Origin of the sequence: Novosphingobium sp. AP12 (assembly GCF_000281975.1) — a bacterium.
Taxonomy (GTDB): Bacteria; Pseudomonadota; Alphaproteobacteria; order Sphingomonadales; family Sphingomonadaceae; genus Novosphingobium.
In genome coordinates, this window is the sequence record NZ_AKKE01000025.1 from 12,721 (window position 1) to 26,997 (window position 14,277).

A 14,277-nucleotide genomic window follows, 5' to 3' on the forward strand; every position below is an offset into this window, starting at 1 on the left:
TTGCGGCATTGTTTGAAGGAAATGGATCGATGGACCTGCACATGAACGGCAAGACCGCGCTGGTAACCGGCGCGAGCCAAGGGTTGGGGCGCGCCATCGTCAAGGCGCTCGCGGCGGAAGGCGTCACGGTGTTCGCGACCGCACGCAATTCCGAGCTGCTCGCCAGCCTCGCGAACGAGGTGCCGAGGGCGGCACCCGGCCCATCCTGCTCGAGCAGGACTTCATGACGCCCGACGCGCCACAGAAATCGCCGGCGCTGCGCTGGCCGCGCTCGGCCACCTCGATATCCTGATCAACAACGCCGGTGGAAGCCGACCGATGGAAATCGATGCGCCCGAGGAGCAGTGGGTCGAAGGAATGACGCTCAACTTCGACCGGCATCGCCAACTCACCCAGAAGCTGCTGCCGAACTTCATCGCGCGCAACGCTGGCTCAATCATCAGCCTGTCGGGCAATCTCGAGCCGGAAGTCGTCAACGCGGCGATGGTCGCAAAGGCTGGCCTGGAGGTGTGGTCGAAGGGGCTGTCGGAGCAACTTGGCCAGCACGGCATCACTGTAAACTGCGTCCAGCCGGGCTTGATCGACACCGCTCAGATACGCCGCCTCTATCCCGGTGAAGAGCGCGTCAAGTTCGCCAGCCGAGAGATTGCGCTGCGCGATTTCGGCCGGCCGGAGGACGTGGCGAACGCAGTGACCTTCCTCGCTTCGCCTCGCGCCCGCTACGTGACTGGCATAGTCCTGCTCGTCGATAGTGGGATGCGCCGATATAGCTTCTAACTGAAACGTCCGCTCGCACATTCGCTTGCCGCAAAGCGGACGAACCGATCGCGGGCAGACTTGCGCTCAGGTTGTGAGACGAGAGATATACTCGCGACCGGCCCGATCTGGGGACAGCTGTCGTCAGCAGCGCTTGCCCGGATGACGACTTCGTCCCAACGATGGTCGATAGTGGCAGCCGAAATACCTATAAACGAAAGGCAATCCAGCATTTCGCAAGGGAGCGGCTGCGAGCAAGTTCACGGTAAGAGTTGGGCGAGCGTTGGGGTGTTCGGAGCGCAGTTCAACGCCGTCGAGGCTTAATGGAGGCTCGTTTGGGGCGCGCGATGCCTGTTAAATTAAATGGAACTGGCCGGCCTCCCGCGCGCTCTGTTTACAAACCTGCAGCATTTTGCTCCGGGCCCGGAGAGCTTCAATGTCGACCCCCGAAAATCTGAGCGATGTGTACGTTGATGAGTTGAAGGATCTGTGGTCGGCCAACGATCAGATGCTCAAGGTCGTCAAGAAGTTGACCACAAAGGCGAGCGACCCGTCGCTCAAGGAAATGCTGACGAAGTCGCATGCCGGGATCACCGAGCACACGGCCGTGCTCAAGGACCTGATCGCCGGCCAGGAAGAAAAGGTGTCGAAGGAGCATTGCAAGGGCATGGAAGGGCTCGTAGCCGAGGCCACCAAGCACGTTCTCGAGGAGGGACCGACTAAAGGGCCCGTGCTCGACGTGCTTATCATCGCTCAGTACCAGCGCATGAGCCATTACGGGATTGCCGGCTTCGGAACCGCTGCGGCTTATGCCAAGGCTCTTGGTCTCAAGGACGACAACAAGAAGCTGCGCGATGCAACCAAGGACATCTACGGCGGCGATGAATACATGACGAAGCTCGCAGAAAGCTCGGTCAATCTGGAGGCTGAAGCGGCCTGAATTCCCGCTATCTGCCCGGCGTTCGGGCAGATAGCGGCCCATCCGAACGGCTCAACTGCGCCTTCAGGAAATAGGGCAGGTGATGCATAGTCGCCCCGACGCTCTCCCCGAACCTGGTTTATCTGCCAACCGCAAGGAGCGGCGGAGCCTCGCGGCGCAGACGAAGGACCGTGTAGCGCGGCGACCGAATTGCTTCCGAGGGTCCGTCGATCCTCATGGCCGTGTTCGAGACCGCTCGCGGCGATGGTCTCGCCGTGTTTCCGCTTCAGGTCGGCATAGAGGTCGCGAACCATCAATTGAGCTGAACTTATAATCAGTATGTTGCTGGTTCGAACCCGGCAGCGCTCACACCACAAAGTTTCTTCGTCGAAAAGCCGGGAGTGTCCCGTTTGCGAAGACGCGTCCTCCCCACTCTTCGGCAGCGCTTTGGAAACCGAGGTTTGGGTTCGCTTGGCACGAGCAGCCTGCGGATGGCAGTGCGTCAGTCGAATGCAGTGTTATGTGAAATCGAAGTCATGCTCCAATCCGCGCGAAAGAATTTGGGGCAGGCGGTCGATATCAGCTCGCTTGCACCATTGGACGGCAAAGCGCGGAACCCATTTCTGCCCAGTCCGGTCCGTAGCGGAACCGCCGCCGCATCAAGTGAATGGCGCTGACGGTGCCGAGGAAACCACTGAGAGTGACCTCCTGGGGGATTTCTGATATTTATGCAGGAGAGGTTTCGCGGGAGCGTCTCGTGCCAAGCGTCAGCAGCAGGTAAAGGCCGGTAGAAAGCAAAACGGCGTCGAGCGCAGGCACCGTTGTCGCCGTAGCATCGTAGTGTAGCGCGATGGCGGCCACACCACTCGTCACTGCCCACGTGGTCACGGCGGGCCAATGTACGCCGCCCAGATTTTCGATCGAAGCGGCTGGATCGACGCCGCGGAACCGCGTCCAGCCGTCGATCACGAAGATTGCCGCGAAGGGCGGGATGGTGACGCCCAGCAGGACGAGAAATGGAATGAACCCCTCGATGATGCCCATCAGCGCGAGTCCGGTACCGATCACCGTGCCGACGAGAATGAATGCCCAGCGCGGCACGTGGGGAAACGTCGCTGCCAGTGACAGGCTCGCCGAATAGAGGTTGAGCGAGTTGAGGGTCCAGGTCGGCATGACGAGCAGAAGGAGCGCCCATGCGCCAAACCCGAACCCGGTTATCATCCGCATGATGTCGGTCTCGCCCGTCGCCAGAGCGGCCAGCGCTGCACCGGCCATCAGCAGAGGCGCGGTGAACGGATACGACAAGGCCATGCTCAGAACGGCGCCCTTGCGGGTACGGGTGTAGCGCGAGAGGTCGGGCAGCGTGGCGATCGCCAGCATGTCGCCGCCGATGATCGCCGAAATCGCGATGCCGAAGGTCACGTGGTATTGGCTCGTTGCGGGCGGACTCAGCACGATGCCATGCCGGCGGGCGGCGGCAACGCAGACCGCGACTATCATGGCGGCAAGCAGCGGCACGCCGATCATGGCCAGCCGATCCAACGCGCGGAAGCCAATCAGTGTGGTCACCGCCATCAGCAGTGAGCCTATCACGACCACGCTAACATGGTCGGGCGCGAAGCCGAAACCCACGCCCGCCGCCGCCACTGCGTCTCCCAGGAACGAGACGTTGACGCCGAACCAGCAGAAATGGACCACCGCGATAATAATGTTGACCAGTCCCGCGCCCTTCATGCCGAACGAACGCCGGATCAGCAGGTAGGTGTTCAGCCGCGAGCGCACCGCCACCAGCGAGGTCAGACAGCCGCCTGCGCACAGGCACAGCCCAGCGAGGAACGCCGCAAGCACTGCCGGCCAGAACCCCAGCGCCAACGAGGTCTGCGCGCCGTTGAGGAAGGTCGGCAGCGAGATCGAGAAGCTGGCGATGATGAGCGCGACCCGCCACCCCCCGACAGTCAGCGCCTCGGGCAGGGGTGCGTTGGCGTACTGGTCGCCGGATTCGTGATGGCTCACGGCTTCAGCCAAGCGGCGATCTCCTCGATGGGCACGTAGTCTTCCTCGAAGCCGAAGGCGCGCGGGCCGACGAACTTGAGCGCCTGGGCCTCGCGCAGGATCGCTGGTGCCGCCGCGCCGACAACCTTGGCACGCTGGCCGTATTTAAGTCGTTCGGTGGTGATGCTGTCTGCCGTTTCGCGGTCCATCACCGTCAGAATGTCGGGCACCGTGGCCACCACCACGCCGTCGCGCCGAGCTATCAGGTTCTCGTTTTGGAAGTCCATTTCCATTCGGCTCGCGCCGTCGAAGCTCTCGAATATGATGCGGCCCACAGAGAACCCATTGCGCGTCTCACGGTCGATGTCGATTATCTTGCCGTCGAAAAGTACCCCCGCTTCGCGGTAAAGCCCGGTGCGCCGCAGCGCTTCGAACATTGCCGCGAACGGGTCTGCACCATGCGCTCGGGCCTCTCGGATTGCGGCGCCCACGGCACGTGCGACCGTGATGGTGCCGTGGATTGCATGGTCCTTCGCCTGCCGTCCGGTGAGCGGGTATTCGACGAGATGCGCGATACCTCCCACCGCCACGGAAAGAGCGCGGGCCAGGCGTTCATGCGCGAAATTGTCATCGCTCTCGATGACGCTCAGTGACCCGCTGGCATCGGTCAGGATTGAGGGACAGGCCGACAGCCCGCGGATGTTGAAGATCGCCATCTGCGATTCCGGGAAGGCCCGGCCCATGCCGTCACAGTCCAGCACGGGTATTCCGAGCCGCGCGGCGGCGAACAAGGGGGCGAGACCGTTGCTGCCGCCGATCTCGATAGGGATCACCGCGTCGATGCTGCGGCCCATGATCTCCTCGAGGCGTCTGAGGCCGTCGACCGCCTCGCGTCCGTTGGGCAGCTTTTCGACCGAGACGGTGGGCGCTCCGATCCAGCCGCACGGAACCACGAGGGCATCGTCGGACAACGCGTCGACCCCGATCACCTCGAAGGGGCCGCGCCGCTCCAACTCGGCTTCGGCGAGCAATGTAGCATAGTAGGGATCGCCGCCGCCGCCCGAGCCGAGGAACGCGGCGCCGAGAGCAAGGTCGCCGATGGCCTGGCGGTCAAGCAGCATGGGAAGCTCCGATCGGGGAAGAAGGCGCCGCAAGGTCGGCGACCACGCGCACGCGTACCTGGACGGCGCGGCCCGGTAGGTAGCTGAGGGGTGTTTCCTCGACGTCGACGATGGCCACCGTCGCCGGATCGCCGCCGCCGGTCAGCACTTGTTCGCGAGCGAGCGCGGCGACCTGCTCGATCGCGGACTGGCGGTCGATGGCCTCGTAACTGAGGACGCGCTCGACTTGCGCGCCCGCCTGGGCGATGGCGGCGCCCACGGCATTGGCGACTTCGGCATGCGGCGGGCGGACCACCTGAGAGACGCCGCGCAGGTCGTTGGGGATGAGGAAGTTGCCGCCGCCGACCGCGAGCACCGGAACCTCTCCACGCGCGGTCTTCATGCGGTCCCCGCCGTCCTCCAGCATGGTCCGGATCCGGTTCAGGAGGGCATCGAGTACCGCCGTCGACAGGGCGGGCAGAGCGGCCGGGTCCCCGAAGGAGACGACCCCGGCAATCCGAGCGAGATCGCTGGTGGTGAGCGTCTGGCCGCCGAACAGCATCCCCTCCTGCGCCAGCCGGTAGCCCAGCGAATCCGGGCCGATGCGAAACGCGGCCTCGTCCAGTTCCTCTGCCCCGAACAGCGCGGGGTCGAGATGGACCCGGGTGCCGCCGCCGAGGCCGATGGCGAGCACGTCGGGCATGCGGAAGTTGGTCCTGACGCCGCCGATGTCCGCAGAAATCGCAGATTCGCGTGGGTAGCCTGAGGACAGCGCACCAATGTCCGTGGTGGTGCCGCCGACATCCATGACGATCGCATCGGTAAACCCGCTGAGGAATGCAGCGCCGCGCATCGAGTTGGTGGGGCCGGAGCCCATCGTCATCACCGGATAGGCTTCCGCCTGCGCGGCAGATGCCAGCGTGCCGTCGTTCTGCGATATGTAGAGCGGGGCGGTCACCCCGATTGCCGACACGGCGCGAGAGAACGAGCGCACCACGCGGCGCGCCAGCGTGGTCATCGCCGCATTGAGGACTGCGGAGTTTTCGCGCTCGATGAGCCCGAGGCGTCCTATCTCGCTCGAAAGCGTGAGCGTGGCGTCCGGATGGACCTCCCGGACGATGGCGGCGGCGCGGTGTTCCATGTCGCCGTTGATGGGCGAGAAAGCGCAGGTGATCGCGATCGCGGTCACGCCCTCGGCGCATAGCTCGAGGGCGGCGTCACGGATGCGGGCCTCGTCGAGCGGAGCGATCTCGCGGCCATCGACCTCGTAGCCCCCCGGTAGCAGGAAGTAGCGCCTCCCGATGCATTCCATCAGATCGCGCGGCCAGCCGGTCATGGGAGGCAGTGCCTCGCCAGAGGGGCTGGCGAGGCGCAGCACCCCTACGCGGTCGAGCTCGCGGCGCTCGACCAGCGCGTTGACGAAGTGCGTGGTTCCGATCGTTACCGATGCGACGTGCGCGGGATTCGCTCCCGACCCGGCAAGGACTTGCCCGATAGCCGAAGCTACTCCGGTCTCCACGTCGGCCGAGGTAGGCTGCTTGGTCCAGGCGAGCACCCGACCACCGTCCATCAGAACCGCGTCGGTGTTTGTCCCGCCGACGTCGACGCCAATCCGCACTCGCTTCTCCCTCACCTGCTGGAACCCGCCGCTCCATTTCACCGGGGCGACTGCTTGGGGAGTACGGGCGCGCGCGGCTTGGCCGCAACGTGCAATAAGAGTGCACAGTTGCGGCAAACGGGTAATCAGGGGGTCTGGCCGGGTAGGTTGCCCCGGGCTTGAGCGAGGGAGCCAGGTCGCATAGGTTCCATGGCGGGGAGCGCTGCTGAAAGAGAATACCTGGTTCTGGCTACGGGAATGTGACGCGCGTGCATGAGCTGATTCGTACCAAGGTCGCTCCCCCGATCTGGCTTGGAAGCCAGATTCGACGTGACCCGCTGCTAGAGCGGCTCGACGATACGCTCCAGCGGCGCATGACCATTCTCCACGCGCCTGCGGGTTACGGAAAGACCAGCCTGCTGTCGCAATGGCGCCGCCGCTGCGAAGAGCGCGACGTGTTGATCGGCTGGCTGACGCTCGAACGGGAGGATGCCGACCTCCAGCGTTTGTCGCGCTACATGATGCTTGCCCTGGAGGAATCTACCGAAGCCGAAGAAGGGCTTGCCACCGACCTCCCTCCACGCGCGGCGCTGTCGGCGATCATCAACCGGATCGCCCGCGAGGGGAGGCCGGTAGTGCTGATCTTCGACGATTTCCACCGCGTCGAAGGCGGTGAGGTCAATGCTTTCATGCGTTCGTTGATCCGGCTGGCCCCCAGCAACTGCCATTTCGTCATCGCCTCGCGCGATTATCCCTGGCTGGGACAATCGGTGCTCGCTGCGGAGGAGCAGGTTATCGAACTGACCAGTGAGGACCTCCGTTTCAACCGCTCCGAGGCGGAGGCGCTGCTGGATCGCGCACAGGCATCGGCGCTGCCCGAGTATGCGCTGAAAGCGCTGGTGGATCGTTCCGAAGGTTGGCCGCTCGCTCTCCAGCTCACCTCGCTGTCGCTCAAACGCGGGATCGACCATGCGTCCCTGATGGAGCGGTTCAGCGGATCAAGGCCGGATCTGGCCCGCTATCTGTCGGAGCAGGTGCTGACCTCGCTACCCACCGAAGTGCAGGACCTGCTTACGGCCACCGCACTCCTCGACCGCCTGACCGGCGAGGCGGTCAACGTGCTTTGCGAACGCAGCGACGGCTGGCTGGTGCTTGAGCGGCTCGAACAGCAGGGTCTTTTCCTGAGCCCCACCGACGAAGCGGGCGAGGCTTATCGCTACCACCAGCTGTTCGCCGAATATCTGCGCGACCGGTTGGCCCGGCAGGACCTCGCACGCTTCCACCTGCTGCACGCACGCGCGGCGCGTCATTTCGCCGGGGCCGGAGCGACTTCGGCTGCGATAGAACACGCCATGCTTGCCGAGGATAGAGCCCTCATCGCGACCATTCTCGAAGGCGCGGGCGGCTGGCGGTTGATACCCCAAGGGTATCTGGCACTGGTAGAGACTGCGCTCTCCCGATTGTCGGTCGAGCAAATCCACGCAAATGCCCGGCTGGCGCTCGCCTCCGTGTATATCCAGATCAAGCACGGCCAGATCGGACCTGCACGAACGGCTTACGACCGCCTAGTGGACGACGTCGGCGGTGCTGACGCGCCTGCCGAATTGCGCGGTGAATTGCGCGTCGTTGGCGACACATTGGCCGATTACGAGAACCTGCCCGTCACGCTCGACGACCTGCTGGAGCGCGAAGCCCTGCTGCGCGCCTTGCCGGCGGACGATCATCTCGTCCTGGCCAACTTCACCGAGACGCTGGCGGCCAAGTACCTCGAAGGCGGCTATCTGGAGCGGGCACTCGAACCGCTGCGGGATGCGCGGGGACACTACCAGGCGCTGGGGTCGCTATATAGCGAGGTGTTCACGCACTTTCTCGAAGCGCGCATCCGTCATGCCCAGGGGCGTATCAACGATGCCGTGGCGATCATCGAGGACATTCGCGCGGTCATCGACGTCAATTTCGGTTCGCGCTCCGACCTTGCCGCCAACTGTGCGGCTTTCGAAGCTGCGCTGCTCTACGAACAGAACCGGATCGACGAGGCGCAAGCGCTGCTGGACTGGGCGCTGCCTCACATGGACCAGTCGGACGCGTGGGTAGACGTCTATGCCGCTGCCTATCTTACGGCGGCCCGCTGCGCCGCTGCCCGCCAGTCGCTGCGGGAAGGCTTTCTTATTCTCGACCGAGCGGAGGCCGTCGCCGCGCCGCGTGGGTTCCGGCAGCTCAGCCTGCTCGCGAAGCTGTGCCGGCTCGAACTGCTGATCGCCCACGATGCACCGGTCGGAGACCTCGTCGCCTACGCCGCCGCCATCTCGCTCGATACCCTTGCCGACGAGATGGCGCTGGAGAGTCCGCTCTACCGGCCCGTCGCCACCGCCGCGGCCACCTGCCGGGCGGCGCTGCGCCTTGTAGAGGAAGACCAGGAGGGCGCCTTGGGAGACATTGCGGTAGTCCACCGCTGGGCCGTTCGACACGGCGCCGGGAGGGCGCTCGTCGATACCCTCGTCCTGCGGGCTCAGGCATTGCGGGAAACCGGCGCAAGCGCCGCGGCTTCGGCGGCTTTCGACGAGGCGGTAGGCATGTCGATGTTCCAGTCGCTTGTCCGCCCGTTCGTCGAGTGGGAGCGTTTCGTGCGCGGAGCTCTCGAAACGCTCCCGCGCGGGACTTCCGAGACCGACCGCTACCGGACGCAGTTCCTGGGCGTTCTCGGCCGGGCGCTTGCGGCGCATGCGCAGCCGGGGGACGAAGGCGTCCTAAACGATGCGGAAGCGGAGATTCTCGCCCATCTCAGCCGGGGCTACTCGAACAAGGAGATCGCCCGGCTCATCGGGATGTCGCCGGATACGGTCAAATACCGGTTGAAGTCGGTGTTCCGCAAGATCGGTGTCGACAAACGACGCGATGCCGTGCGTGTCGCCATCGAGCAGGGTCTGATAGCCTCCGCAAAGCCCGGGGAAGCGCTTCCTAAGAGTGACATGGGCGGCACCTAACCCTCGCTAGCCCCCACGCTTACCCATCGAACCTGCCGGATTACCCTGATTATGACGTGGTCGTGAGCGCCGCCTGTTGTTCAATGGGCAGGCAAAGCAGGAGGACCCGTCCGGAGGCTGAAAATGGCCCCGGCATCAGGTTCAAACACGGTATTTCAAGGGGAATAACATGGGCATCGGGAACACATCGCGTAAACGCGTCCGGATGACGCGCCTGACCGGGGCGTTGTTGGCCGCCTCCTGCACTTTCGCACTGTTGCCGACCACTGCGCTGGCCGACGAGGCGGATGCGGAGCCGGGCAGCGAGGAGATCGTGGTCACCGGCCGCGCCTCCACCGGCACCAAGGTCGAGACCGACATCATGGAACTGCCGCAATCGGTCAGCGTCATCACCGCGACCGAGATCAAGGACCGCGCGGTCGTCAACTTCCAGGACATCTTCCGCTACAGCGCAGGCGTCTCCACCGAGACGCAGGGCGTCGACACCCGGGGCGACTTCATCACCGCGCGCGGCTTCGATACCGTGCAGTACCTCGACGGCATCAACCGCATGCCCAGCTTCGTCTACGGCGGGCGTATGGAGATCTTCACGCTCGAACGCGCCGAAGTGGTGCGCGGGCCTTCTTCGGTGCTCTACGGGGCGGGCGGCGCCGGCGGCCTGTTCAACGGCGTGTCGAAGCGTCCGAAGGAAACCTTCGGTGCCGAGGTCAACCTGATCTACGGCACCGACGACACGCACCAGGTCAACCTCGACGTGACCGGTCCGATCACCGAGGGCATCTCCGCCCGCTTCGTCGGCGTGGCGCGCGACGGCGAACTGCAGCAGCCGGGACAGAAGAACGACCGCCTGGTCGCCATGCCGTCCATCACCTTCAAGCCGGGCCCCGACACCGAGATCACCGTGCTCGGCCTGTATCAGAAGGACAATCTCGGCAGCCAGACCTACCTGCCGATCAGCAAGACCATCGGCGCCGACAACGATGCCGAGCGTATCTCGTCCGACACGTTCCTCGGCGAGCCCGGCTTCAACCACACCGACACCGAATACAAGGCGGCCAGCCTGCTGATGACCCAGCGCTTCGGCGACAACGTCACCTTCAACAGCAACACGCGCTTCTTCAAGACCAACGTGGACTATGGGGAGGTCTTCGGACTCGCCAGCTACGCGGACGAGGCGCGCACCCAGATCAACCGCGCGTGGTACGTCATGCTGCAGAACAGCAAGGGCGTCGCCACCGACAACCGCGTCGCCATCAAGCTGACCACCGGCCCGGTCGAGCACCAGCTGCTGTTCGGCCTCGACTACACCTTCTTCAAGCAGAGCAGCGACCAGGGATGGGACTACTCGCTGGGCGGGTTCGACATCTACACCCTGCCTTACGGGCAGCCGTTCACCACCTCCACGTTCTATTCGCCGCGCGCGAAGAACACGCAGCTAGGCTTCTACTTCCAGGACCAGATGCGCCTGTGGGACCGCGTCTCGGTGGTGCTCGGCGGGCGTCATGACAACGCGACTTCGAAGACCGACGGCATCGACAATCCCGACAACAAGGCCTGGACCTTCCGCGCAGGCGTGATCGGCGACGTCACCGACACCTTCTCGGTCTATGCCAACTATGCGGAATCGTTCCTGCCGGTCTTCGGGCAGAGCGTTCGCGGGCAGGTCTACGTGCCCCGCACCGGCCGCCAGTACGAGGCGGGCGTGAAGTTCCAGCCGTTCCGCGGCGCGCTGCTCTCCGCCTCGGTGTTCGACATTCGCGAAAAGAACGGCCTTCAGCAGGATCCGAACGACATCCAGAACATCATCCAGTCGGGTGAGGTCAAGTCGCGCGGCGTCGAGCTGGAAGGCAACCTGCGCATGCCCGGCGACGTGCAGGTCACCGCTGCCTACACCTATCTCGACGCGCACAACCTGAACGATGACGGCAGCGACGGCCTGCGGCTCGCCAACCTGCCCAGGCATGCGGCCTCGATCTGGGCCAACAAGGGCTTCGCGCTGACCGACAAGATCGGCGCCCGCGTCGGCGGCGGCGTGCGCTATACCGGCGAGAAGGTGGACAGCTTCGAGAACTTCACGATGCCGTCCTACACGCTGGTCGATGCGATGTTCGAGGTGACCTACGACAAGTGGTCGCTGGGCATCAACGCCAGCAACATCTTCGACACCACCGTCTACACGAACTGCAGCTACGATCCCGCCGGGGTCGAAGGCTACTGCTACATCGGCAAGGATCGCACGATCCTGGCAACGCTGCGCCGCAGCTTCTGACAACCCACCAGCCTCGAGAGAGCCGGTTCGCACCGGCTTCCTCCATTTTTCTGGTCGCATTCGAATTGCCGAGGACCCCTGCCATGACCCTTCGCCCCGCCATCCGCCGCGCCCTGGCTCCCCTGTTGCTCACGGCATGCGGCGCCGCGTTCGCGGTCGCCCCCATCCCGGCCGTAGCGATGGCGGAGGGCATGGCCGACCTCATCATCACCAATGCCCGCGTCTACACCGTGGACGAAAGCCGCCCCTGGGCCGAGGCCGTGGCGATCCGCGACGGCCGGATCATCGCCGTGGGCACCGCGAAGGAGGTCGTGCTCCAGAAGGGCCCGCAGACCCAAGTGGTCGACCTCCAGGGCAAGCTGCTGCTGCCCTCGTTCGGGGATGCGCACAACCATCCGGTGTTCGGCGGCATGAGCCACGCGCGCTGCGCGCTCCATTCCGGCAAGTCGATCGACGACTATCGCCGCATCATCGCCAAATGCATCGCTGAGACGCCGGGCACTTCCGTCATTTATGGCGTGGGCTGGGAGGACGGGCTGTTCCCGCCGAACGGCGTGCCGACCAAGGACATCCTCGACGGCCTCTCGACCACGCGCCCGCTGATCTTCAATTCGACCGGCGGCCACAGCCTTTGGGTCAATTCGAAGGCATTGCAGCTTGCCGGCATCACCAGGGCGACCCGCGACCCGGTGAACGGGAAGATCGACCGCGATCCGAAGACCGCCGAGCCCATCGGCGGCCTGCAGGAATCGGCGCAGGACCTGGTCGCCAAGATCATGCCGGAGACGACCGCGAAGGATCTGCAGGACGCCATCGCCTACACCGTCAAGCACTTCAATTCATTGGGTATCACCAGCTGGCACGATGCCGGTATCGAATGGGAGGAGGATGGCTCCAGCGCGGTCGTCGACGCCTACAAGGCAGTGGCCGACAGCGGCGCGCTCACCGTGGACGTCGCGATCGATCTCAAGTGGAAGAACGAGAAGGGGCTGGAGCAGCTTCCCGGCCTGCTGAAAGCCTCGCAGCGCGCCCGCGGCCTCGGTCTCACCGCCCGCAGCGTCAAGTTCTACATCGACGGCGTGATCCCGCAGCAGACCGCCTTCATGCTGAAGCCCTACGAAGGGACGCAGGAAGTGGGCGCGCCGCAGATACCCGCCGGTGTACTGGCGGCGGCGACCACTGCGCTCGACGAGCAGGGCATGCAGTCACACTACCACACCATCGGCGACGCGGCCGTGCGCGAAGCGCTCGACGCAGTGGCGAGTGCCAGGCGCTCTGACGGGAAGGTCGATACCCGGCCGATGATCTCGCATCTCAACGTGATCGATCCGGCCGACCAGCCGCGCTTCGCGACGCTGGGCGTCACCGCGATCTTCCAGCCGCTGTGGAGTTGCAACGAGCCCTACATGGACCTCACCAAGGAACGCATAGGCCCCGTCCGTTCGCGTTACATCTACCCGGTCGGCAGCGTCGAGAAGTTCGGGGGGCGCGTTGCCTACGGAGCCGACTGGTCGGTCGCCTCGGCGGACCCGCTGCTCGGCATCGAGGTCGCGCTGACCCGCGTCGCACCGGGAGGGAAGCTCGAACCGCTGGGCGCCGGGGAAGCCGTGACGCTGGCGCAGGCGGTCAGGTCCTACACTCTCGACGTGGCCTACGTGAACCACCTCGACCAGGAGACCGGCTCCATCGCGCCGGGCAAGAGCGCCGACCTCGTCGTGCTGGACAAGGACATCTTCAAGCTCGACCCGCGCCGCATCCACGAAACCAAGGTCGTGATGACGATGTTCAAGGGCAAGCCGGTCTACGGCGCGCTCGACATGGCGGTGCGCTGATGGGCGTCTTCTCACCGCGAGACGCGGCCGACGTCGGACGTTTCGTTCGGGAGGAGGTGCTCGGGCTGGTCACGACGCATGACGAGCACGGATACATAGCGACGCCGCTTCCCTTGCTTGCCGAACTGGACGAGCACGGCGCCGTGCGCGGCTTCGTCGGCCATTTCGCGCTCGCCAACCGCCACGTCGCACGCGCTCAGGCCGCGCCGCGTGCGCAGGTGACGTTCCTGGGGCCGCACGGCTACATCTCGCCCGGCATGGTGTCCGCTCCGGGCTGGGGGCCGACCTGGAACTATCGCTTCGCCCAGTTCGAGGTGGAACTGGAATTCGAACCGGCGCGAGGGGGCGAGGCGATCGTCGAACTGGTCACCGCCATGGAAGGGGAGGGCACCGGCGCCTGGACCGTCGCGCGGATGGGCGAGCGTTTCGAGGTGCTGGCAAAGCACGTCATCGCCTTCCGGGCTTCGGTGACGGGGGCGACCGCCCAGTTCAAGCTCGGCCAGGACGAAACCCCCCAGACCTTCGCCGAGATCCTCGATGCGCTCGGCGAAGCGCCGCTGGCGCGGGCGATGCGCGACCAGCGCGATGTCGGGGCGAGCGCCATCCCGTCCCTGTAGGCTCGCCTATCTGCGTCGTATCGATTGATCCCGCTAAAGCCACTGCAGCACCTGCGCCCCGCCCGCACGGCGTAGGTCGAGCTTGAACGGGCGCGCGCGATCCTGATGAGCGCGTCGATCCAAAGAGCAGCTTGGGCGCGGCCAAGTACATCTATCTTGAGGTCGTAAGTCTATCTTTTAGGTTGAGATTGCGAGGCTTACCGGCCTCTGG

At 64.9% G+C, this 14,277-nt stretch carries 10 protein-coding genes; 7 read left to right on the forward strand and 3 right to left on the reverse strand.

Annotated elements, in window-relative coordinates; genetic code table 11:
* The first annotated feature begins 29 nt into the window (after positions 1-29).
* From PMI02_RS28155 to PMI02_RS05195, 3 genes are all read left to right on the forward strand, one after another.
* On the forward strand, positions 30-227 hold the full coding sequence (locus tag PMI02_RS28155; protein ID WP_007679741.1) for an SDR family NAD(P)-dependent oxidoreductase: 198 nt from the start codon (positions 30-32) through the stop codon (positions 225-227).
* Entirely contained in the window at positions 148-777 is a 630-nt protein-coding gene (locus tag PMI02_RS05190) for an SDR family oxidoreductase (protein ID WP_202948608.1), read from the forward strand. The genes PMI02_RS28155 and PMI02_RS05190 overlap by 80 nt, the downstream gene beginning before the upstream one ends.
* Before the next feature lie 415 nt (positions 778-1,192).
* Entirely contained in the window at positions 1,193-1,696 is a 504-nt protein-coding gene (locus PMI02_RS05195) for a ferritin-like domain-containing protein (protein WP_007679748.1), read from the forward strand.
* Positions 1,697-2,401: 705 nt separating this feature from the next.
* Here the strand turns inward: PMI02_RS05195 and PMI02_RS05200 are convergent.
* Genes PMI02_RS05200 through PMI02_RS05210 form a run of 3 tightly spaced genes read right to left on the reverse strand, consistent with a single transcriptional unit; the run spans position 2,402 to position 6,385 of the window.
* Positions 2,402-3,700, reverse strand: coding sequence for a cytosine permease (locus PMI02_RS05200; protein ID WP_007679751.1), 1,299 nt, complete (start codon positions 3,698-3,700; stop codon positions 2,402-2,404).
* Positions 3,685-4,788, reverse strand: a complete 1,104-nt coding sequence (locus PMI02_RS05205; RefSeq protein ID WP_007679754.1) for a DUF917 domain-containing protein — start codon at positions 4,786-4,788, stop codon at positions 3,685-3,687. The genes PMI02_RS05200 and PMI02_RS05205 overlap by 16 nt, the downstream gene beginning before the upstream one ends.
* Positions 4,778-6,385: a hydantoinase/oxoprolinase N-terminal domain-containing protein gene (locus PMI02_RS05210; RefSeq protein WP_007679757.1), complete on the reverse strand. Its 1,608-nt coding sequence runs from the start codon at positions 6,383-6,385 to the stop codon at positions 4,778-4,780. The genes PMI02_RS05205 and PMI02_RS05210 overlap by 11 nt, the downstream gene beginning before the upstream one ends.
* A gap of 248 nt (positions 6,386-6,633) precedes the next feature.
* Here PMI02_RS05210 and PMI02_RS05215 point away from each other — a divergent pair, with 248 nt between their 5' ends.
* The 4 genes from PMI02_RS05215 (at position 6,634) to PMI02_RS05230 (ending at position 14,066) form a co-directional block, all read left to right on the forward strand.
* On the forward strand, positions 6,634-9,348 hold the full coding sequence (locus PMI02_RS05215; protein ID WP_007679768.1) for a LuxR C-terminal-related transcriptional regulator: 2,715 nt from the start codon (positions 6,634-6,636) through the stop codon (positions 9,346-9,348).
* Between the two features lie 205 nt (positions 9,349-9,553).
* Positions 9,554-11,617, forward strand: a complete 2,064-nt coding sequence (locus tag PMI02_RS05220) for a TonB-dependent siderophore receptor (protein ID WP_036502391.1) — start codon at positions 9,554-9,556, stop codon at positions 11,615-11,617.
* 83 nt (positions 11,618-11,700) lie between these two features.
* Positions 11,701-13,449, forward strand: coding sequence for an amidohydrolase (locus PMI02_RS05225; RefSeq protein WP_007679774.1), 1,749 nt, complete (start codon positions 11,701-11,703; stop codon positions 13,447-13,449).
* Complete coding sequence (locus PMI02_RS05230) at positions 13,449-14,066, forward strand: FMN-binding negative transcriptional regulator (RefSeq protein WP_007679776.1); 618 nt, start codon at positions 13,449-13,451, stop codon at positions 14,064-14,066. The genes PMI02_RS05225 and PMI02_RS05230 overlap by 1 nt, the downstream gene beginning before the upstream one ends.
* Positions 14,067-14,277 lie beyond the last annotated feature (211 nt).

Excerpts from the sequence above, each read along its gene's own strand:
- PMI02_RS05195 (WP_007679748.1), top strand. The coding sequence starts at position 1,193 with ATGTCGACCCCCGAAAATCTGAGCGATGTGTACGTTGATGAGTTGAAG.
- PMI02_RS05225 (WP_007679774.1), top strand. The coding sequence starts at position 11,701 with ATGACCCTTCGCCCCGCCATCCGCCGCGCCCTGGCTCCCCTGTTGCTC.
- PMI02_RS05205 (WP_007679754.1), bottom strand. The coding sequence starts at position 4,788 with ATGCTGCTTGACCGCCAGGCCATCGGCGACCTTGCTCTCGGCGCCGCG.
- PMI02_RS05220 (WP_036502391.1), top strand. The coding sequence starts at position 9,554 with ATGACGCGCCTGACCGGGGCGTTGTTGGCCGCCTCCTGCACTTTCGCA.
- PMI02_RS05230 (WP_007679776.1), top strand. The coding sequence starts at position 13,449 with ATGGGCGTCTTCTCACCGCGAGACGCGGCCGACGTCGGACGTTTCGTT.
- PMI02_RS28155 (WP_007679741.1), top strand. The coding sequence starts at position 30 with ATGGACCTGCACATGAACGGCAAGACCGCGCTGGTAACCGGCGCGAGC.